We start from the raw sequence: 21,497 nt of genomic DNA on the forward strand, positions 1-21,497 counted from the left end.
AGATCTCCCGGTTTGCAGTCAGCAGTGGCCAGAAATCAACCCTCGGGGTTCACGAAGGGCAGCAACGCCACGATCCGGGCACGCTTAACAGCATTGGTGAGATCACGCTGCTGTTTCGCAGTGAGGCCAGTGAGACGTCTTGGCAGAATTTTGCCGCGCTCTGTGATGAATTTCTTGAGCAGATCCACATCCTTGTAATCGATGGGATCGCCGGGCTTGATTGGAGAAAGACGCTTCTTGAAGAAGGAGCTCGACATGAATCAGAAACGATTGGAAAACTGGATGAACAGCAGGCTCACTTGATCTCTTTATGGAGAGTCATCTTGTTGAGCTGCGGGCAGAACTTCATCAGTTCCAGCCTTTCTGTGGTGTTCCGACGATTTTTCTCGGTTGTGTATCGGGACACACCGGGAGAACGCTTTTCGGAGGCGGGAACGGACCGGCATTCGGTGCACTCAATGGTGACAACGATCCGGACGCCCTTGTTCTTGGCCATAAAGGACGTAGCGCCGCAGTTGCGAAGCGAAATGACAAACATCCACTTTACAGGTCAACCTCACCCCACTCCAAGCTTTCAGCAGTGATTGTGAGTTCGTAGGATCACGCGCTGACTTCGATCTCCCAATGCGGGTTTCTCTCTCCTGGCTGCAGGATTTGGTGCAGGTGAATGAACCCGCTGATCAACTGGGTGATCGCTTGTCGATGGCTGGATTTGAAGTGGAGGAGCTGGAGGATCTCTCTCTGCTTGCTCAAGGTGTCGTGGTCGGTCAAGTTGTGGCCTGCGAACGGCATCCCAATGCCGACAAACTCAGTGTCTGCACGGTGAATGTGGGTGCTGAACAAACTCTGCAAATTGTCTGTGGAGCCAAGAACGTGCGAGCTGGCATTCACGTTCCTGTCGCAATGGTTGGAGCTGTGCTTCCAGCCGTGAACCTCACGATCAAAGCAGGTGAACTGCGTGGTGTGAGCAGTGAAGGAATGATCTGCTCGCTCTCAGAACTCGGCCAGGCCAGTGATGTGGACGGAATCGCCATCCTCGAGGATCTCCTTGCTGAGGCGCCAGCTCCGGGTGAGCCAGTTGCCCCATCCCTCGGCCTCAACGACAGCGTTCTCGAACTCGCCATCACCGCCAATCGTCCTGATGGCCTCTCCATGACAGGCATTGCAAGGGAAGTGGCGGCACTCACAGGAGCTCGGCTTTCACTGCCCGAGTCATCCGCTCCATCAGCTACGCAAACGCTGGCAACTGATCAGAACTCCACAGCTGCCATGCAGGCCGGAGGCCTTTACGGCTTGACCGAGGTGAAGAGCGTCGACGGTTCATCTCGCTCACCGCAATGGTTGCAGAGACGGCTGACGCGCGCCGGCGTGAAGCCCGTCAACGCCGTCGTCGACATCACCAACCTCGTGATGCTTGAACAGGGCCAACCGCTGCATGCCTTTGATGCAGATGCACTGGAATCACTCTGCGGAGCTGAGATCAGAGCCAAGGATTTCGGACTGCGTCAGGCCCGTGAACGTGAGCTCTTCAAAGGCCTGGACGGACGTGAAATTGAACTGGATCCCCGTGTTCAGGTGGTGACCTGCAGGGATCGTGCTGTCGCCGTGGCCGGTGTGATCGGCAGTGCCGAAAGTGGTGTCTCCGATAGCACTCGCAGAATCTGGCTGGAATCGGCCCTGTTCACACCTGCTTCCGTCCGCAACGGCAGTCGGGCCACAGGTCAGCGCACGGATGCCAGCAGTCGTTACGAGAAGGGTTTGCCAAGGGAAATCACTCTGATCGCAGCGGGTCGTGCTCTGACGTTGTTCAGGGAGATGCTGGGTGCTGAGATCGGTGAAACCTGGGTTTGTTCAGCGGAACAGGCAGACGATCCTGTCGTCACTCTGCGACGCAGATCACTGCATCGCCTGCTCGGGCCTCTTGAATCCCCAGTCAGCAAAGGTCAGCCTGAGCCGCTCGCTGACGCTCAGGTCGAGGCCTGTCTCGCAGCGCTCGGCTGTGAACTCTCTCCCCATGCCGATGGCTGGAGGGTGGTCGTTCCCCCGTCGAGGCGAATGGACCTGCTGCGTGAGGTTGACCTGATCGAGGAGGTGGCTCGACTGGTGGGATTTGATCGTTTTCAGTCTCAGCTTCCGGACCCGCTGCAACCCGGCCAGCTGACGCTTATCCAGCAGGCCGAACGACGCCTGCGTCAGCGGCTGACTGCCTCAGGACTGCAGGAGATCACCACGTTGTCACTCACTGGTGCCGATGAAGCTGATCCAACTCGCATCGCCATCAGCAATCCTCTGTTGGCGGAGACCAGCCATCTGCGCACTGCACTCTGGAGGGAGCATCTCCAGGTTTGTCAACGCAATCTTCAGGCCTCACAGCCTGGCTGCTGGGTGTTCGAGATCGGCCATGTGTTCAGCTCCGATGGCACCGCGATCAATCAGGACGCTCGGCTTTCGGGTGTGATCTGCGGTGATCGTCGCCTGTCGCGATGGCAGTCCAGTGGCAAGCCACAACCTCTCAACTATTACGAGGCCAGAGGCGTGCTCACCACCGTTCTGAACTCCTTCGGAATTGAGGCTCAGGATCGTCGTCTCAACGATGATGCGCGTCTTCATCCAGGCCGTGCAGCGTGTGTGGTTGTTGAAGGTCGCCCCCTCGGCTGCTTCGGTCAGTTGCATCCTGCTCTGTGTGAAAGCCATGAGCTGCCGGCGGATACGTATCTGTTTGATCTGGAACTGGCACGTCTGCTGGAAGCAGTCACGCGCAGCAATCGCTGGAGCCCGCAATTCAAGGCCTACTCCACCCTTCCCTCGTCAGAGCGAGATCTGGCCATGGTTGTTCCACGCAGCCTGGCGGCAGGAGATCTCCTGCAGGCCATCCGTAAAGCAGGTAAACCACTGTTGGAGTCGGTTGAATTGATCGATCGTTTTGAAGGCGGACAGCTGGGCGACGATGCCTGCAGTCAGGCGTTCCGGCTGCGCTATCGCGGCAAAGACAGCACGCTTACCGACGACATGATTCAGCCTGTGCATGAGAAGGTGCGCCAGGCACTGGTCAAGCAGTTTCAGGTGGAGTTGCGCAGTTGAAGCTCGACATCAACACCAGACATTCCAGGTGAGAGGTCTGAGGGAAGAAATCCATCGGCTGAACATGTTCAATTCGATAAGGACCCGAATCTCCAGCCAAGTGTTTGAGATCCCTCGCCAGGGTTGCAGGATCACAGCTCAGATACACCAGCCGTTGTGGCGGATGGCCCAGGATCATCGCCAGAACAGAGGGATCCAGGCCCTTGCGGGGAGGATCCACAACAAGGGCATCGTGCAGCGGCAACATGTCGCGCAAATGCCGAATGACATCGCCATCCAGAAATTGTGTTGACTTCAGCCTGTTGCGTCGTGCGTTGCGTTGGGCATGGCGTATGGATGCAGAACTGATTTCCAAGCCGGTCACTCTGTGGCCGGCAGCTGCCAGTGGCAAGGCAATCGTGCCGATGCCGCAGTAGGCATCAATCACCCGTTGATTGGCCTGCGCGCGCGTGAGCCAGTCGCGGATCTGCTCCACCACCCGTTCGGCCCGGGGTGTGTTGACCTGAAAAAAAGTTGTGGTTCCAAGCTCGAGTGATAGATCACAAAACCTCTCCTCGATCGCATCCTCGCCCTGAAGACAAAGGGTCTGATCACCGAACACGGCATTGCTGCGTTTCGGCTGCAGGTTGAGCGTCACACCCTTCAGCTGTGGCCAGCGACGCATCCATGCTGCGCTCAGCGCTTCGACGCCCTTCAGCGACCGTGTGGCGGAGATCAGGGTGATCAGCACCTCACCGGTTCGGACGCCGATTCTCAAACCCAAGTGGCGAAGACCAGGATCGCCCTGCAGGTCTGAATCCATGGGCCAGCTGGTTGATTCAAGATCCTGCTTGATCGGAGCAATCAATGCATCCAGTCGTGGATCAAGAACAGGGCAGTGGTTGAGATTAACGATGCGATGACTGCCGCGTTTGTAGTAGCCGAGGCGCACCTTCCGTCCATCGCGACGGACAGGGATCAACGCCCGGTTTCTGTAGCCCAGTGATTCCCGGTCTGGACTCACCAGCGCGTTCACATCCGGATCCAGCTGGCCGATGCGAGTGAGCGTGTTGGTCAATCGTTCCTGTTTCCAGTTGTTTTGGGCCTCCACCGAGAGATGCTGCAACGAACATCCACCGCAGTCGCGAGCGAGAATGCAAGGTGGTCGGCGTGCATGGGGAGAGGCGGAGATGATCTCCACTCTTCGGGCCAGCCACATCCGCCGCTGTCGCTGCTGAACTTTGACCTTGGCCTCCTCGCCAGGCAGCAGCTCAGGCACCGTGATGACCCAGCCATTCCAACGGGCAAGACCACGTCCCTGCTGGTCGAGATCCTCTCCAACAACGTCGATGGTGAGTCCCGGATGCGGCGTTTCATTCATCGCTGTCATTGCAATGGCGTAACACCCCTCAGCTCCACCCCATGACTGGGGTTCATGCCCCTTAAACTGTTTCCAGCATGCCAGCCGTCATGAGCGTTGTAAGGGATCTGATCCTCCAGGCGGATGACGATCTGCGTTATCCGAGCAGTGGAGAACTTCGCTCGATGGTTGAGTACCTCAGCCAGGGTGCTGTACGTCTGGCTGTGGTCAGGATCCTCACCGACAGCGAAAAGAAGATCGTCGATGAGTCAGCGCGCCAGTTGTTCGGCTTGCGACCTGAATATGTCGCTCCTGGCGGAAATGCATACGGCCAGAAGCAACGGGCCCAGTGCCTGCGCGATTACAGCTGGTATCTGAGGCTGGTGACCTATGGAGTGCTTGCAGGCAGCACCGACATGATTGAGCAGATCGGCTTGATCGGCGCCCGTGAGATGTACAACAGCCTTGGCGTACCCATGCCTGGGATGGTAGATGCCATGCGGTGCATGAGAGAGGCCTCCCTGGTGCTTCTTTCGGAAGAACAACAAAAGATTGCAGGTCCTTATTTCGATTATCTGATCAAAGGAATGCAGACCAGCACCTGATCGATCGGCTGAATCGACAGCATTCCCAATTTTGAAATTCTTTGGCTCTGGCTTCTTAAGCAAGACTCTTCATCGGACTTGTTGTGTGTCTTGACTGAGACAGCTGTTTTCTCCTTATCCCTTCCTCAGGGAGCAGCCCCCCTTTGAAGAAGCTTCTTGGTTTTTTGAGATGTTCAAGGGTCTCACCTAGGACTTGCTTCAAGGTTCAAATTGGTCTCATTCAAGATGAATGGGATTGCCTGATTTTGAGAAACAGCTCCACTCTTGGAGCCGGTTTTATTGATCGATTTGATCTGATCAAGCCTTCACCGTCTCCCTTTTGCTGTGTCCGACAAGCTTGCGTCACTGTGTCAACAGCAGAGACGCAAGGCAAGAAAAGTGCTTCCTCACTGGCTTTGAAACCGTCCTGCTCATTACCTGGACAGGCCGATCCGCTCGTTGGACAGCCGCTGATCGATCGCAAGTTGTTGAAATCTGCAGGACTCAAACAAAAGTCAGTGCCTCAGATTCAGCATGCAAAGACATGCATCACGCAAATAAAACAATGAAAAAAAGTGATCTTGATAGAAATGATTGAACTTCACCAGTTCGAAACCTGAAGGTTCAATCTGAGGCCACTGATCTTACCTCTCTGCCGTCTAAGCTGAGAATTAATCTGAGTCCAGGGCAGAGACTTGATCTGGACTACCGAGACAGTTCTTTCTGGCGATACAGCTCTTTCAGCATCTGATAAGCCTCGTTCAGTCGGCGCATGGCATCGGTTGAACCTCCCGAGTCAGGGTGAACTTCAACGGCTTTGCGCTTGTATGCGTCGCGAATTGAGCGCAAGGTCAATGATTGGCCGGCCTGCGTGGGCAACTCAAGTTGTTTCAGTGCACCATGCAGAGTCATCGTGGATTCGAGCGTTTCGAAGGATGTGACCTTGCGGCTGCGTTTGAAACGACTGACAAAGCGACGAATCAGGGTTGGGATTCGATCTGGCACTGAAGCGCTGGCAAAAGGATCCTCCAACACCGCGGCAGCAACAATCACCTGTTCAAAGCGGGGAGAAGGAACCATCCAGCTTTTACAGAACTCGGTCATGGAGTGATTGACCTGACTCCAGGTGAATGTGCGCCCCTCGGATCCATCGATATGGGGCCAGATGTCACGAGCCATCCACAGCATCACCGCCTCCATCACGGTGGGACCCGGATTGGAACCATACAGATTGAGCCAATGGTTGAGAGCCACGTCAAACCAATCCTTGATCTGCTCATCACTGATCACTGGAACAACGGGAATCTCCGTGCTGGGTTGGTTTTGTGGTGTGAGGCTTTCGCGAATGGCAGTGCTGCGCTTGCGAACGAAACCGGGCAGATCAATCCCGACCCCAGCAGGAGATGCATTGCGAGCCGTTGGTCGCGGTGGGAGGGGAGGATCATCGTCCTGACCGATCGCTTCTAATCCGCCAGCTGAACCAACCAGAACGATGGCGCGATCCTCGTCGTACTGAGGTTGTTGGATCGCTTGTGGACCAGGTGGAGCGTGGGACCCAGCCGTAGCTTCAGAAGCAACTGGCTCTGATCTGCCCTCGGAAGACTGATCACTCAGTGAATCAATCAGTGCTTCAGGCGCCTCCTCTTGATCAAGATCGGGCTGAAAGATTTCCTCAAGCAGTCGCTGAAGACATTCCCCCCTGGAACGAGTCTTCCAGTCTCTGCGAAGCTGATCAATCTGGTCGACGAGCTCTTCGGGTAATTCCAGACTGATGCGCTTGCCGCTCATAAGGATCTGACTTGCTGACCGTCAAGCAGGTTGAATTATCGACCCTGCAGGCGACGCAACCATTCCTGTTGAGCACGGATGGCGTCACGGTAACGCTGCTCGAGGCTGCTGTTCACTCTTGACGGCATGATCATTGCAGGAGGCATGACATTGGTGCCACCCCTGGGAGCCACGAGTATCGGAGGTGGTGGAGGTGCAGTGGTTCTGACCGGCTGCGGGGCGGGCTTGGCCATGGGCACAGCAGGCTTCACTTCAGGTGCAGGTTGGGCATTCACCGCAGGTGGAGCCACTTCAGGCTTGACCTTGCGCGCCTTGGCTTCAGCCTGCGCCTTGCGGGCTGCCTTCAACATCTGCTGACGCTCACGCAGCATGGCCAACTGCGTCACTGGAACCACGCTGAGCAAGTGTCCCGGCGTGGCATCGGCTGGGTAGACGACGCTCACAGTGACTGGGTTGTTGGCTCCACGCTTGAGATCAAGATCAGCAATGGACAGACTCTGTCCGGAACGCATGCCGACATGGACCTCTTGATAACCCCGATCAGTTTTGATGCCGATTGATCCACGGAACGCCGTAAACGATGAGCGACCGGATGCAACAGGGTGACTCAGAACAAGCTCATGTGCGCCCTCGCCTGCAAGATTCAGATCAATGTCAAAACGGACTCCATAAGTACCAACATTGTTCACAGCTGAATCAACCATGCGGGTGCTGAGTTGATTGACCTGAATATCTCGAGTCCCGAAATGATGCTTTCGCGTACTGGTTAATGGCACATGCAATGAGCCTTGAGAGAGATCGTGCTGAATTGAGGCTTTGTACTCATCACCAAGCGCAACTCCTGCAACGCGGGAGAATACTTGTCCTGACTGAATCTCGCGAATGCGATTGAGATAAATTCTTCCAGGTGCTAGTCGTCCACGATCAAGCACAGCGATTAGTGCACGTTCGTCTTGAGTTTCTTCCGCCGCGATCACAGCCATTTGGAAGGGTCCATTGCTATGGCCACGCAAAAGCCCGTTCATGATTCCGCGAGCGGGCAGAACCGAGCTCACAATCACTTTGCGACTATTTGGAGGAATCACAACTTCTCTGGAAAGATTGCGATCAAGTTCGCCACGAAGAATCTGAACTGCAGTCGCATCGCCAGGTCCCGTGTTCCAGGGCCTGGGACCTAGCGGCTTAACTCCCATCAATTTGTTGGGATGATAGGGAGCTTCAAAACTATTTTTGACGGAACCTCTTTTGAACCTCAGAGTGACAGGTTTTGTACCGGGATTGATTGCAATAGCAGCAACAGTCAGCAGGCCACGAGCTCTGCGGCCTCCGAGTTTGCTGGAATCCTGCGGGTAATATTTGTGATGCATATGCACACCAAATTCACCGTTGAAAGTGAATGTGGTGTTCTTCAGTGGTTGGTTGGTTTCGGCAGCAATCGAACTGCCAGGTGAGGTGTTCACCAGGATTCCTGGCCCTTTGACAATCTCCGGCTGATTGGAGTGAAGAACGGGCACATTATTGAAGCTGCCATTCAGAGGCCTTGCGCGTTGACCGGCCATCAACGGCACATAGGCCTGAACAGGTCTCGCAAATTCGCTCGAAACCGTCCCAACCGAGACGCCAATCAAGACCAGTAGTGGGATTCGGTGAGACACTCGCGACTGGTGACTGGTGGCCTTGGAAGGGCTCAAGTTCCAAACTTAATCGCCAGAGGAAAAACCGCCAAGCAATCTCGATGACGCAGTGAGGGTGCCGTTCTCGCCAGGATGGAGAGAGTTCACAACGCTTCGGATGTTCCCTCCATTTGGCTGCTCACCCTGCGCGGATGGCGACTGGCAGCGTCATCACCAGGAGCGCAAATTGCGTATGATGCGCTTCTGGCGTGATGGACTTGAGCGTCAAATCGCTGCTGTGACAGCAGCAATCAGCACCCTAGAACAGCAGATCGAACGAGATCAGGCTGGTTCCAACTGAACGGTGAGTTGTTGACGCAGCTGGGCAAGACCCCGCTTCACTCGCCGTTGAATGGTCATGGCGCTGACGCCAGCTTGATTGCCCACGTCTCTCAAACTTTGCCCTTTGAGGATCACTTCCTCCAGCGCAGTCCGCTCCTGTCTTGAGAGCCGTTGTAACGCTCGAGTGAGCTGCCGCCGATGCTCTCTTCGATCCAGTTCGCTCGTGAGGTCGGTTACTGAGCTGATCGCGTCATCGTCAAGTGGCACCAGTTGTCGTTGCTGAGTCGCTGCATTGAATCCGGCCCCGAGATCGCAGTCACTGTTCTGCAACGCTCGCGGAAGTCGAATGATTGCTGCTTTATCTCGCAGATAATGCAGGATCGCCCCTCTGATGTGGGGTCGGGCAAAGGCTGAAAAAGGAATGTCTCTCTGGCCTTCATAGCGTTCAGCAGCCCTCAGCAAACCCAGCAATCCCACCTGCAGAAGGTCATCTGGATCCTGACCGCTTTTTGCCGCATAACGCCTGGCCAGCGGTTTCACAAGCTGCATGTGTTGTTCAACCCTTGCATTGCGTCTGATCTGCTGTCTGTTCATGGATCCCTTCAAATGGAGCTGATGGACTCCTTCAGACAGACATCGCTGATCAACTCATTGCATCAGTGGAATCACGGAAGTCAGGAACAACCTGTCGCAGCAATTGTTCACCACCATGCCTCTGAAGCCAGGCCAAATCAGATCGATTCGTCGCCAGCAGATAACCAGCGAAACCCAGTGCATTGACGCTGAATCCCCTGACTTTCTCTCGACTGCGCTTAATCAACGCCATCCAAGACTGCGTCAGCAGCAGGTTGTAGGGAATTGCTGGCGGATGTTGACTGGATTGATTCCCGAGCCCCAGTCGTGAGGCAAGGGAACGGTAAAGATCATGGAGGAGATTCGCCTCCTCGTCTGGATCGCTCGAGAGTGGACGATCAGCGATGACACAGCTGCTGAACAGTGGATCAAGTGTTTGATTGTTGCCTGTCAATGCAGAACTTTTGTGGAGTCGCTCCATAAACCAGGACAGTCGCGGACAGGTTCGCTGACCTGGATGACGGGGCAACAGTTGAAGATGACGATGAGGCTGACTGGCACCGGCCCTGGGACCACTGTTGAAGAACCAAAGCCCTGTGCTGTCCCTGTCGACCTGCACCAGGGCACGCCAGTCTTGAGGTTGAAGCCAGTGGATCTGGGATGCCCAGCCTTGGGTGATCAACAGCATGTGCCCACGCTGCACGGGGTACTTGTTGAGAATCAGAACGTGATGGTTTTGAATCCGTTCAATCTCCAGTTGAGGGTCCCAGGGAAGAAACGGATTGGGTTTGGGTCCCTCCGGTCTGTGATGTTTGGGCAGAGCCGCATTCAGCTGACGCAGTTCAAACTGTTCCGCACTGGCCCCTGAGAGCCCGATGGTGGAGGTGCTGAGAGGGATCAGGGCACCGCAATTCAAGGCCTGTTCGGAACGCTCCAGCGCCTTCGACCAGAATTGCTTCTCACCCATCGGATTTGATCCTCGCCAGTGATGCTCCTGCGTAGTACCTGCCGAGGATCTCGTTGAATCGAAGCCCCTGCTGTGCCAGCTCCTGAGCACCATGCTGGCTCATGCTCGCACCGAGGTGTCCGTGTGCTTCATCGGAAATCTCCTGAGTGGCTGCATACAACGACTCAACCAGGCCTCCCTTGAAACTCAGCACGAGTCCTCGAGTGGCTTCCGTGGCCTGAATCGTTGAACTGTTGCTGCTGGTTCTTCCGGAGTAAGCCTGCCAGCGAGTGGTGTCTCCAAGGTTCCAGTCGCGATCGGCCGGTCGCAGCATGTGAACAAGGCCGTAGGAGCGGGCGGCCACAGCCTGGGCCTTGAGGGCTTCACCATTCCAGTGGCTGGGCATTTCAGCTCCCACAACGGACGCCACATAGCGTTCCAGGTTGATCTGATTGATGGCCAGCCATCCCTGCCCTCTGTTGAGCAGATGAATGGTTCCTTCGTAGGCACGACCGTTGACCAGCACCGCCCCGCTGGTCCCACCGCAACTCACAAGACCTGTCGAGACCTCAGTGAGCATCCCGTTGACCAGTCCGGGCGGCACGGGAATTCCGCCCTGCTTCCGACAACCCGCTCCACCCTGTGTGCTGATCTGACGGAGCGGGCGCTGACTCAACAGGGCGACGCGCAGCTGAGGATCAGGACTCTCACTGGGTGCAGGCACCTCAGGGGCAGAGGCTGTTTGCAGCTCATGACCGTCGTTGTTGGACTGAGTTTCAGCGTCAAACAAGGTGCTGAGCAAGAGCTCTGCGTCCTGGCTGTCTGTATGGACACGCCCAGTCCCGCTGGACCAGACGATCAGTGCTGTCAGCCCCGCACTCGCCATCAGAGTCAGTAACAGTGGTCGAACGAGACGCATACCCGCTGAAGCGGAGCTGGAATCATGCCTGAAATGAGCACCGATAGCTGGCAGGGACGAGCTCTCGTTGTCGGAGGAGGCGGAATCGGTCGGGCACTGAGCGCGGAACTGGCCCGTCGTCAGCCTTCTCTGCTGGTGACGCTGGCGACGCGTCACCCGGTTTCGGATGAGGAGTGGACCGTTGACCTCCAGTGCACGGACAGTCTCAGCACACTGACCGAACGGCTGAGGGGTGACTCCCACCCTCTGAGAGTTGTGATCAACGCCACCGGACGTCTCCACGGTCCCTCGTATCAACCTGAAAAGCGACTGCAACATGCTGAGCAATCAGCCCTGCTCGACTCGTTTGCGATCAACGCGGCTGGCCCACTGTTGCTAGCCAAGGCAGTGGAGCCTGTTCTGAGCAGAGACTCACCCTTTCATTTCGCCAGTCTCAGTGCCAGGGTTGGCAGCATTGGCGATAACCGCAGCGGCGGTTGGTACGCCTATCGCGGTGCAAAAGCAGCACAGAACATGATGTTGCGCTGTCTGAGTCTTGAGTGGGGCAGACGTCTGCCGCTCGCGACGGTGACTCTTCTGCACCCTGGAACGACAGATACGGCCCTTTCAAAGCCTTTTCAGAGCTTTGTACCCAAGGAGAAGCTGTTCAGCCCTGAAAGGGCAGCAGGGCATCTCCTGGATGTGCTGCTGGGTCAGACACCATCCGACAGCGGTCGATTTCTCGCCTGGGATGGTCAGGACATTCCCTGGTGAGCATGCTCTCGCAGGATGTCCAGCGGAATGATTTCTACCGTGCTGCGTTCTGTGGAGTTCAACAGAACCGGCGGAGCCATTCCATCCTCATGCGCCTCCTTCCAGCGAGGAGCACAGACACACCAGTGATCTCCAGGTTGAAGACCCGGAAAACCAAACTCAGGCATCGGTGTGCTCAGATCATTGCCCTGGGCCCTGCTGTAACTGAGAAAGCTTTCGGTCATCACGCAACAGACGCTGTGACGTCCGAGATCGCCCACATCGGTTCGACAATGTCCATCTCTGAACCATCCGGTTATGGGCTGACAACTGCACACTTCCAGAGGCTTGCCCAGAACGTTCAGATCGTTTGCCTGGACTTCGGTTTCGGGAAACGTGTCGGAGCTCATCGGGCCTTGGATTCCATGAGGAGTCTGCCGAAGGACTGGCACATTGCGCGACAAGATGGTTGACGGATCCCGGGGGCGAGGCGTTAAAGGTCAATCAGTTATGCCTCCTCGATGGATTGGGAGTTCACTGAAGACGCAGCGTTCCTCGCCCTCTGCGACGCCTTCCGCGAAAGCGGGGAATCCTCGGCGATTGAGTTCCTCGCCAATGGTGAGGGGGCTTTCCACTTCCAGGACCTGTCTCAGAATGCAGCGGGAGAGGGGATCGACCTCAGCGAATCCAGCGCACTCGAGGAATTTCAACAGGAAGTGATCGACACAATGGAGAAGCTCTGCCAGGAATGATCCGCAGAGCTCCGTCAGCGGCTTGGGTCAGCCGTAGAAAAAGCTGATCTCCTTAGCCTTGAGACCCTCCCATCCAGCATTGATCAGGCGCTGATTCAGTGTGTCCTGGTCAAAGTGCTTGGCCCCTGTCTTGACCACCCGGTTGCGCATCGATTTGCGTACCCCACTGCGCTTGCGCTGGCTTTCAAGGGTCATCACTTCCCTGTAAAGCGCAAGCATCTCAGCAGGCAGAGGGGATCCATCCAGATCGATCCCTGCATTGATCGCCTCATCGATGGCGCCGGGCCCACTGAGATCCATGGTGATGCGTTTGATGAAAGCTGCAGTCTGCAGCAGTGAACCTGCTTAAGCGCTGAAGTAGCGGGCTTTGCTGTGCAAAGCCACCAGTGCCGTGGTGCTCTGTTCCGGATGAAGCTGGTCACCCTCATCCATGTTCAGACCGACACGGTCAGCACCAAGCCACAGCAGCTGCTGCCGAGAATCCGCCACGTTGGGACATGCCGGGTAGCCAAAGGAGTAACGACTGCCCCTGTAGCGCTGGGCCAGCACATCCCTGAGCGGCATCCCTTCGGGATCCGCAAATCCGCATTCACGCCTCACGCGGGCATGGGTCCATTCGGCAAGAGCTTCTGCCATCTGGACGGCCAGTCCATGGAAGAACAGGTAGTCGCTGTAGGAATCTGCCTCGAAGAGCTCTTGAGCGAAGACAGAGGCCTGTTCCCCCATGGTGACTGCTTGCATCGGCAAAACATCGCTGGGACCGCCGTCAACGAGATCTCTGTAGAAATCGGCGATGCAGTAACGATTGCCGCCACGCTGGCGGGGCAATGAAAAACGGCCGAGCTGACGCGATCCGTCCGGATCAAAAACAACAACATCGTTGCCTTCACGTCCGCAGGGGAAATAGCCATAGGCCACAGCCGGGTGCAAAAGCTTTTCGTTGATTGAGCGTTGAAGCCAGGACTGAAGGACCGGCTCTGCCTTGGCTTGCAAATCAGCCTCATAGTCTTCTCTCGACTGACCTTTGACTTTGCGCATCTGCCACTGTCCCGCAAACAGAGCCTGTCGGTCGAGATAGGCCATCACCTCGGGCAGAGGTATTTCACTGTCTCCCTGCAACACCTTCGGACCCAGGAACGAAGGCTGAATGGCCGCTTCCTCCGGCACGGTGTCGGATCGATCGAAACTGACCGGCACTGGGTCGACCTTGATCGTCTTGCCGGCTTCACTCGGCTTCGAATCGTCGGATGTGTCGGTCTCGGATTGCGAAATCGATTCACCACCGAGGCTCAGTCCCTCGGGAGTGCCATTCAGAAAGCCTTTCTGGTTATCCCAGGAATCGGACTGACGGGCATCCACAAAGGCATCCATGAAACGCAGATCTGTAAATGCGTCTCTCCCGTAAAGAACCTTGCCGTTGTACACCTCACTGCAGTCCTTATTGACAAATCTCGGAGTCAGAGCAGCTCCACCAAGAACCACTGGAACGTTGATTCCAGCTTCATTGAAAGCAGAGAGATTGTCTTTCATGAACGCGGTGGATTTCACCAGAAGTCCACTCATCGCGATGCAGTCAGCCTGGTGTTGTTCTTGGGCAGCAATGATGGCTCCAACATCCTGCTTAATACCCAGGTTGATAACCTCGTAGCCATTATTTGTGAGGATAATATCAACAAGATTTTTGCCGATGTCATGGACGTCACCCTTGACTGTGGCAATCAGGAACTTTGCCTTCGCGGAACGTTCTCCGTCACTCTTCTCCATATGTGGTTCAAGGAAAGCAACGGCTGATTTCATGGTTTCAGCGGATTGCAAAACGAACGGAAGCTGCATTTGGCCAGAGCCAAATAATTCTCCGACAACCTTCATCCCATCAAGAAGGAATGTATTGACAATCTCAAGTGGTTTGTAATTTTCAAGCCCCTCGTTGAGAGCCACTTCAAGTCCGATACGTTCACCATCGATGATGTGCTGCTTGAGTCTTTCCTCAACAGGAAGATCGGCCAAAGAGGGCCCTGAAGAGCGAGCCTCCTTTGTGCTGACACCCTCAAACAACGTGGTGAGCTCAGTCAGGGGGTCGTAGATGCAGACATCGCCATCAAAGCGGCGGGAATCTGTGATCAGGTCGCGACAAACCTGTTGGTGACCCTCCTCAATCTTGATCAGGGGAAGAATCTTCGCGGGAGAAACAATCGCAGCGTCCATCCCTGCCTCACAGCAGTCATGGAGAAAAACTGAATTAAGCGTAATCCTGGCGGCAGGTGAAAGTCCGAAGCTGACATTCGAAACACCAAGCACAACGTGAACTCCGGGCAGTTCGCTGCGAATACGGCGAATCGCTTCAATCGTCTCGGTGGCATTGCGGCGGTCCTCTTCAATTCCTGTTGAAATCGGCAATGCAAGAGGGTCGTAAAAAATCTCTCGGGCCGGGATCCCAAACTCAACAGCATCTCTGTAAGCACGTTTAGCGATAGCGACTTTTTTCTCAGCCGTTCGCGCCATGCCTTCCTCATCAATGGTGCCGATCACCACAGCCGCGCCGTAACGGCGAGCCAGTTCGAGCACTTTGAAAAACCGTTCATCACCATCCTCATAATTGGTGGAATTAAGGATGCATTTGCCGCCGGCAACTTTCAGTCCGGCTTCCATTTTCTGCCACTCCGTTGAGTCGAGCATCAGTGGCAGATTCACATTGGTGACCACACGGGTCACCAGTTCATGCATGTCTTTCTCACCGTCGCGTCCCACATAATCAACATTGACATCGAGAACATGAGCGTTCTCCTTCACCTGCCCACGCGCCAGACCAACAAGGCCGTCCCAGTCCTCTTCATTGAGCAGTTCACGCACCTTTTTGGATCCGCTCGCATTCAATCGCTCGCCGATGATCAGGAAGGAGTTGTCCTGGAAATAGGGTGTGGCGCCATAGAGCGACGCTGCCGCCGGCTCATAGCCAAGCTGCTGGCGTTCAAGGTGGTGCGTCCGCACCTGTCGGCTGGCCGGTTTCAGTTCATCGGAAATTTCTGACAGCGCCTTGATATGGGCTGGTGTGGTGCCACAGCAACCACCAATCACCTGAACGCCAAGATCCTCAACAAAGTGCATCAGCTGCATTTTCAGCTCGATGGGGGTGAGCCGGTAATGGGCAACGCCGCCGATGTTTTCCGGTAGTCCGGCATTGGGGATGCAGCTCACCACAAAGGGCGAGTATTCCGCCAGGTACTTGATGTGCTCCTTCATCTGCTCTGGACCGGTGGCACAGTTCAAACCGAGCACATCGATCGGGAACGGTTCGAGAATTGAGACCACGGCAGCGATATCCGAGCCAACCAACATGGTTCCCGTGGTCTCCATCGTCACGGACACCATCAACGGACGACGTTCGCCGCTGGCTTCAAAGGCATCCTCAACGCCCTGAAGTGCTGCTTTGATCTGGAGCACGTCTTGGCAGGTCTCGATGATGAACAGATCCACGTCGCCGGCGATCAGGCCTGCCGCCTGATCCCGGAAGGAAGCCCTCAGCGTGTCGAAATCAATGTGGCCGAGGGTGGGGAGCTTCGTGGTCGGCCCCATAGAGCCGGCGACAAAGCGCGGTTTGTCGGGAGTGCTGTATTCATCTGCGATCTCACGCGCCAGTTCCGCTGCACGCTTGTTGAGAACAAAAGCCTGATCCTCGAGGTCATATTCCGCCAGCACCACGGATGCCGCACCGAAGGTGTCCGTCTCGATCACATCACAGCCGGCCTCAAGAAACTGGCGATGCACGGCCTGCACCGCATCAGGACGCGTGACCACAAGGTTTTCATTACAACCCTCGAGCACTTCCCCGCCGAAATCATCGGCCGAGAGGTCCATCTGCTGAAGGGAGGTCCCGGTGGCACCGTCAAACACCAGCACAGGCCGACTGGGATCGTGCAGACGCTTGAGGAAGCGGGATGATTCAGTGATGGACTTTGTCTGAACTGCCTGCATCACCACTGGATCGGTGGGCGCATTCTAAGAAATGCAGGTCTCAGGATCCTGGTTTTGAGGCCAAAGTCACAGACCTTGCCGGGCTCAGCTCTCCAGGTCGATCCGGGTGACCCAGTGGGCATATTGCTCATCCCGACCCTCCGTGATGGCCACCAGCTTGGAGCGAAGCGCTTCCATCAGGGGTCTGTGTTGCGAGAGAACCGTTGATTCCAGCTGGCGGATTGGACTGATTTTGGCCGCTGTTCCTGTCAGAAAGACCTCATCAGCGATGAACAGTTCGGTCTTGTCGACCGGCCGCTCGATCACATCAATGCCCATGCCCTTGGCCAGTTCAATCACGCTGGCACGGGTGATCCCTTCGAGAATGTCCTGGTCCACCCCAGGGGTGATCAGCTGGCCGTCACGGACGATGAACAGATTCATCCCACTGGCCTCACTCACCTTGCCGCGGGTGTTCATCAGCAGAGCTTCGTCGAAACCGCTTGCGACGGCCTCTGACTTGGCCAGTGAGCTGGTGATGTAAGCGCCGCTGATCTTGCCGCGCAGTGGCAGCGAGCGATCTTCCTGGCGGGTCCAGCTGCTGATCCGACAACTCACTCCATCCGGAGAGAGATAGTCACCCAGCTCCAGCCCATAGATCAGAAAATCGGTCTCGATGTTGTGCAGTCTTGGCGCGATGCCGAGATCGCTCGTATAGACGAATGGCCTCAGATAAATCGGTGTGGTGGGCCTGTTGGCATGAAGCATCGCTGTGAGAGCTTCCATCACGGTCTCTTCACTGAGATCTGCCATCAACAGATGGGCGCTCTGAGACAGCCGACGGGCATGACGGTCAGCACGGAACAGGAGCATTCCTCCGGGTTTGATCGGGTCGGGAATGGCCCGCATCCCACCGAAGGCTCCGGTTCCGTAATGCAGTGCATGCGTCGCCACCGACACCTTGGCGTCCTCAAAAGGAACGCATCGTCCCTGGAACCAGGCGTAGGGAAGGAACTGATGCATCGCTGAGCGTCCGTTGACCAGATCTTCTCACCCGTCAGTTCCCGCTCGTCCTGTCCTCTGGAGAATGGGGACATGCATCGCCTAAGCAGCCTTCCGGGGGCCGACACCGATGGGCCGATCTCCTACGTGGAGCAACCCACCGCACCGGTGTTGTTTCTCACCAGCGCCAGCTCGGACATCTCTGCCCTGGCAAGGGTTCTAGACAGGCAGACGCAACCGTTCTGGCAGGACGCAATCCGTGCGCTCCCACTCGAGGCGCTTTCCCATCCGGCTCAGATCGATCATTACCTGGCCCTCTGCACCGACAAGACGCAACTGATCGTGATCCGATTGCTCGGGGGGCGTGGGCACTGGTCCTACGGACTTGAACAATGCTGCTCATGGCTTGCCAAACAGAAGGGTCGGCAGCTCCTGGTTCTGGCCGGTACACCGGAACAGGACCGTGAACTGCATCCACTCAGCAGCCTGCCTGAGCCCTTCTGCGATGCCATGGCACGGCTGCTGCGCGAAGGAGGAGCAGACAACCTGCAGCGCTGGCTCGACGGTCTGAAATGGATCCTGTCCACGGCTTCAGGCCAGACGTCTGCCGTGGATGCACCGTCATTGACGTCGACGGCCAATCCCGATCCTGATCCCTACGACTGGCGGCAGGAGGACGGGCCGAACGTCGGGGTGCTTCTCTACCGCGCCCATCGTCAATCGGCGGATGTTCACTGGTGCGATGTCTTGCTTGAAACCCTGCGAGCGCATGGACTGGTGCCAAAAGCACTCTGGGTGAGCAGCCTGCGTGATCCGGCCGTTCAGAGGGCTGTGAAGGATCTGTACCGACAACAGGCCGTGGAGCTGGTGATCACCTGCACATCCTTCGCCTCTGTTCAATTTTCGGAAGCTGGTCTGGGTGCACCCCTCTGGGATGACCTGGATCGTCCTGTTCTGCAGATGCTGAGCTCAGGACGTTCCCGTGAGAGCTGGCAGGACTCGTTTCAAGGTCTTGATCCCATTGATCTCTCCCTTCAGGTTGTGCTGCCGGAGCTGGATGGTCGAATCACAACGCGGATCGGAGCTTTCCGCGAGGTGGACCACGCGGATGAGCGCTTGTGCACGGCGGTCAAACGCCTCGAGCCTGATCGCGCTGGCCTGCACTGGATTGCTGAGCACGCCAGGGCCTGGGTCAACTTGCGTTCTACTGAGGCTGCACAACGCTCAGTCGCTCTGGTCTTGGCGAATTATCCCCTCAGGAACGGACGGCTGGCCAATGGCGTGGGTCTCGATACGCCCGCCAGTTGTCTCAACATCCTGCGCTGGCTTCACGATGACGGATTCGATCTCGGTGATGAGCCTCTGCCGCAGGATCCTGATCTGCTGATCCAACAGGTTCTCAACGGCCGAACCAACGATCCAGAAAGTCACACCAGGCCTCCGCTCACCTATCTGCCGCTCTCTGACTATCAGCGCTGGTGGTCATCACTGCCTGAGTCCGCCAGGTTGCCGATTCAGGATCGCTGGGGGGAACCAGAGAATGCAGTTGATCTTGAGCCACTGGGCTTCGCAATCCACGGTGTGCGATTCGGCCATGCGGTGGTCCTGGTGCAGCCCAGTCGTGGCTATGACGCCGATCAGCTCAGTGATCTGCATTCACCGGATCTTCCCCCTCCCCATCGCTATCTGGCTCAGTACCTCTGGTTGCGGGAAATCCACCACTGTCAACTGATGCTGCATGTGGGTAAGCACGGCAGTGCGGAATGGCTGCCTGGCAAGTCGGTGGGCCTCAGTCGGTCCTGTGCCCCTGCGCTCGCTCTGGGTGCCATCCCACATCTCTATCCCTTCATCGTCAACGATCCGGGCGAGGGGTCACAGGCCAAACGCCGGGGGCATGCGGTGATCCTGGACCACCTCACACCTCCCCTCGGCAGGGCCGGTCTGCATGGACCTCTGCTGTCCCTGGAATCTCTTCTGGATGAATACGTCGAAGCGAGGCAACTCGGTGCCTCTCGATGCGATCACATCCAACAACAGCTGATCCAACTGCTGAGCGATCTGAACTGGCCGTCAATGGAGAACATCCTGGCGAACCAGAGCTCATCAGCAGCGATCGTTGACTTGCTCGAGCAGGTTGAGACCTACTTGTGCGAACTCAAGGAAGCACAGATCAGGACTGGGTTGCACCGGCTGGGGGAGCATCCCCAACCAACCCAACTGGCAGAGTTGTTGCTGGCGATCGCCCGCTCTCCGGCGTCTGATCGTCCTGGACTCACCCAGTGGATGAGTCGCAGTGTCGGCCTTGAATGCGATCCCTGGAAGGACGAGGACGGAACTGTGTTGTCCGATCAGGATCGGCACATCCTGGAATGTCATGGCTGTCATCAGCCTCGGCGACTCAGTGATGCGGTGGAGTGGATCGAGGCACAGGCCGCAAGGCTTCTGCTGAAGCTGATCGATGGCGATCGATCGCAGCAGCACGACCAGGCCCCGCCGCTGGACGATGTCTTTCACAAACTAGTCAGCTCAGAGCCACTGCCCGGTCCACTCCAGTTCATCAAGACTGATCTCTGGCCTCGGTTGCAGCAATCCGCCGGTCATGAGCATCAGGCCGTACTGGCGGCAGCGAGCGGCCGACGTCTCGCTAGCGGTCCTTCTGGCGCACCAACCCGTGGACGAGATGACGTTCTGCCGACGGGGCGAAACTTTTATTCCGTTGATCTGAGAGGTCTACCAACAGAAGCTGCATGGGATCTGGGTCGTCGCAGCGCGGAACAACTGCTGGATCTTTACGAACTCGAGGAGGGGGAACCCCTGCGGCACCTGGCGTTGTCGGTCTGGGGAACAGCCACCATGCGCAATGGAGGCGAAGACATCGCGCAGATGTTTGCCCTGCTCGGCGTACGGCCCGTCTGGGATGGCCCGACTCGGCGCATGGTGGATCTTGAGTTGATTCCCTTGACCCTGCTGGAGCGACCACGCGTGGATGTCACCCTGCGCATGTCGGGTCTCTTCCGGGATGCCTTTCCACAGCTGCTTGCCTGGGTCGATCGCGCCTTGTCCATGGTTGCTGGGCTTGAGGAGGCCGACAGGGACAATCCCCTGGCAGCTCTCACTCGCAGCCGGGGACCTCAGGCCCGTCTGTTCGGATCCGCACCAGGCTCCTATGGCGCTGGCCTTCAGGCCCTGATCGACTCAGGTCAGTGGGAACGGCGTGATGAGCTTGGAGAGGCTTATCTGGCCTGGAGTTCCTGGAGCTATGACTCCGACGCGAAAGCCCACAGCGACAGGGTGGGACTCGAACAGGCTCTTCAGGACATTCAGGTTGTGCTGCACAACCAAGACAACAGGGAACACGACCTGCTGGATTCCGATGACTACTACCAGTTTCAGGGGGGGTTGGCAGCTGCGGTGAACCGGGTCAGCGGCAATGATCCGAAACTGTTTTTCGCTGATCATTCCCGCAGAGAACGCTTGCGGATTCATCGACTGGATCGTGAGATCGACAAGGTGGTCCGCAGCCGACTGCTTAACCCACGCTGGATCGAAGGGATGAAGCAGCACGGCTACAAGGGGGCCTTCGAAATGGGAGCCAGCCTTGATTATCTGTTCGCCTACGACGCCACAACCGGTGCGGTTCCGGATTGGTGTTACGGCCGAATCGCTGAAAGCTGGCTGCTTGCCGAGGATGTCAGAGAGTTTCTGTTGCGACGCAATCCCTGGGTCATGAGAGATATGGCCGAACGCTGTCTGGAAGCAGCCACAAGGGGACTCTGGTCCGATGCCGATGCCTCGTTGCTCGATGCGATCAGTCGTGTCCTGCTCGAATCGGAGCGTGCGGTTGAAGGAGTTGACATCAACCGCTGAGGCCCGAC

At 56.8% G+C, this 21,497-nt stretch carries 17 protein-coding genes; 5 read left to right on the forward strand and 12 right to left on the reverse strand.

What is annotated here, in order from left to right:
* Positions 1-35 precede the first annotated feature (35 nt).
* Entirely contained in the window at positions 36-257 is a 222-nt protein-coding gene (gene rpsR / locus AC6EI9_RS03315) for a 30S ribosomal protein S18 (protein ID WP_006041316.1), read from the reverse strand.
* Positions 258-295: 38 nt separating this feature from the next.
* Positions 296-496, reverse strand: coding sequence for a 50S ribosomal protein L33 (rpmG, locus tag AC6EI9_RS03320; RefSeq protein ID WP_066907761.1), 201 nt, complete (start codon positions 494-496; stop codon positions 296-298).
* 128 nt (positions 497-624) lie between these two features.
* Here rpmG and pheT point away from each other — a divergent pair, with 128 nt between their 5' ends.
* Positions 625-3,081, forward strand: coding sequence for a phenylalanine--tRNA ligase subunit beta (pheT, locus tag AC6EI9_RS03325; protein WP_498469091.1), 2,457 nt, complete (start codon positions 625-627; stop codon positions 3,079-3,081).
* Here pheT and rlmD read toward each other — a convergent pair.
* Entirely contained in the window at positions 3,050-4,450 is a 1,401-nt protein-coding gene (gene rlmD, locus AC6EI9_RS03330) for a 23S rRNA (uracil(1939)-C(5))-methyltransferase RlmD (RefSeq protein ID WP_498469092.1), read from the reverse strand. The two genes, pheT and rlmD, sit on opposite strands and share 32 nt — an antisense overlap.
* Positions 4,451-4,530: 80 nt before the next feature.
* Between rlmD and AC6EI9_RS03335 the strand changes: the two genes are divergently transcribed.
* Positions 4,531-5,025 carry a bilin-binding protein gene (locus AC6EI9_RS03335; protein WP_498469093.1) on the forward strand — a complete coding sequence of 165 codons (495 nt, stop codon included), beginning with the start codon at positions 4,531-4,533 and terminating at the stop codon, positions 5,023-5,025.
* Between the two features lie 684 nt (positions 5,026-5,709).
* Here the strand turns inward: AC6EI9_RS03335 and AC6EI9_RS03340 are convergent.
* From AC6EI9_RS03340 to AC6EI9_RS03360, 5 genes are all read right to left on the reverse strand, one after another.
* Positions 5,710-6,792 carry a ribbon-helix-helix domain-containing protein gene (locus AC6EI9_RS03340; protein ID WP_498469094.1) on the reverse strand — a complete coding sequence of 361 codons (1,083 nt, stop codon included), beginning with the start codon at positions 6,790-6,792 and terminating at the stop codon, positions 5,710-5,712.
* Between the two features lie 35 nt (positions 6,793-6,827).
* Positions 6,828-8,351 carry a DUF3370 family protein gene (locus AC6EI9_RS03345; RefSeq protein ID WP_498469096.1) on the reverse strand — a complete coding sequence of 508 codons (1,524 nt, stop codon included), beginning with the start codon at positions 8,349-8,351 and terminating at the stop codon, positions 6,828-6,830.
* Positions 8,352-8,747: 396 nt separating this feature from the next.
* A complete protein-coding gene (locus tag AC6EI9_RS03350) occupies positions 8,748-9,341 on the reverse strand; it encodes a sigma-70 family RNA polymerase sigma factor (protein ID WP_498469097.1) in 594 nt (197 codons plus the stop codon).
* 49 nt (positions 9,342-9,390) lie between these two features.
* Positions 9,391-10,287, reverse strand: coding sequence for an ATP adenylyltransferase family protein (locus tag AC6EI9_RS03355; RefSeq protein WP_498469098.1), 897 nt, complete (start codon positions 10,285-10,287; stop codon positions 9,391-9,393).
* Positions 10,280-11,152 (reverse strand): SpoIID/LytB domain-containing protein, encoded by an 873-nt coding sequence (locus AC6EI9_RS03360; RefSeq protein WP_498469099.1) that lies wholly within the window; start codon positions 11,150-11,152, stop codon positions 10,280-10,282. Before AC6EI9_RS03360 ends, AC6EI9_RS03355 begins: the two co-directional genes overlap by 8 nt.
* Before the next feature lie 57 nt (positions 11,153-11,209).
* Here AC6EI9_RS03360 and AC6EI9_RS03365 point away from each other — a divergent pair, with 57 nt between their 5' ends.
* Positions 11,210-11,938: an SDR family NAD(P)-dependent oxidoreductase gene (locus AC6EI9_RS03365; protein WP_498469100.1), complete on the forward strand. Its 729-nt coding sequence runs from the start codon at positions 11,210-11,212 to the stop codon at positions 11,936-11,938.
* Here AC6EI9_RS03365 and AC6EI9_RS03370 read toward each other — a convergent pair.
* Positions 11,920-12,327 (reverse strand): DUF2237 family protein, encoded by a 408-nt coding sequence (locus tag AC6EI9_RS03370; protein WP_498469101.1) that lies wholly within the window; start codon positions 12,325-12,327, stop codon positions 11,920-11,922. The two genes, AC6EI9_RS03365 and AC6EI9_RS03370, sit on opposite strands and share 19 nt — an antisense overlap.
* 111 nt (positions 12,328-12,438) lie before the next feature.
* Here AC6EI9_RS03370 and AC6EI9_RS03375 point away from each other — a divergent pair, with 111 nt between their 5' ends.
* Entirely contained in the window at positions 12,439-12,669 is a 231-nt protein-coding gene (locus tag AC6EI9_RS03375) for a DUF8667 family protein (protein ID WP_066907493.1), read from the forward strand.
* Positions 12,670-12,696: 27 nt separating this feature from the next.
* Here AC6EI9_RS03375 and AC6EI9_RS03380 read toward each other — a convergent pair whose 3' ends face one another.
* The 3 genes from AC6EI9_RS03380 to AC6EI9_RS03390 form a co-directional block, all read right to left on the reverse strand.
* Positions 12,697-12,969, reverse strand: coding sequence for a small RNA NsiR4-regulated ssr1528 family protein (locus AC6EI9_RS03380; protein WP_498469102.1), 273 nt, complete (start codon positions 12,967-12,969; stop codon positions 12,697-12,699).
* 45 nt (positions 12,970-13,014) lie between these two features.
* Positions 13,015-16,641 carry a methionine synthase gene (metH, locus tag AC6EI9_RS03385; RefSeq protein WP_498469103.1) on the reverse strand — a complete coding sequence of 1,209 codons (3,627 nt, stop codon included), beginning with the start codon at positions 16,639-16,641 and terminating at the stop codon, positions 13,015-13,017.
* An 84-nt stretch (positions 16,642-16,725) separates the two neighbouring features.
* On the reverse strand, positions 16,726-17,643 hold the full coding sequence (locus AC6EI9_RS03390; protein ID WP_498469104.1) for a branched-chain amino acid transaminase: 918 nt from the start codon (positions 17,641-17,643) through the stop codon (positions 16,726-16,728).
* Between the two features lie 72 nt (positions 17,644-17,715).
* Between AC6EI9_RS03390 and cobN the strand changes: the two genes are divergently transcribed.
* A complete protein-coding gene (gene cobN, locus AC6EI9_RS03395; RefSeq protein WP_498469105.1) occupies positions 17,716-21,489 on the forward strand; it encodes a cobaltochelatase subunit CobN in 3,774 nt (1,257 codons plus the stop codon).
* The last annotated feature ends 8 nt before the right edge of the window (positions 21,490-21,497 follow it).

The organism is Synechococcus sp. MIT2312, from assembly GCF_059772315.1.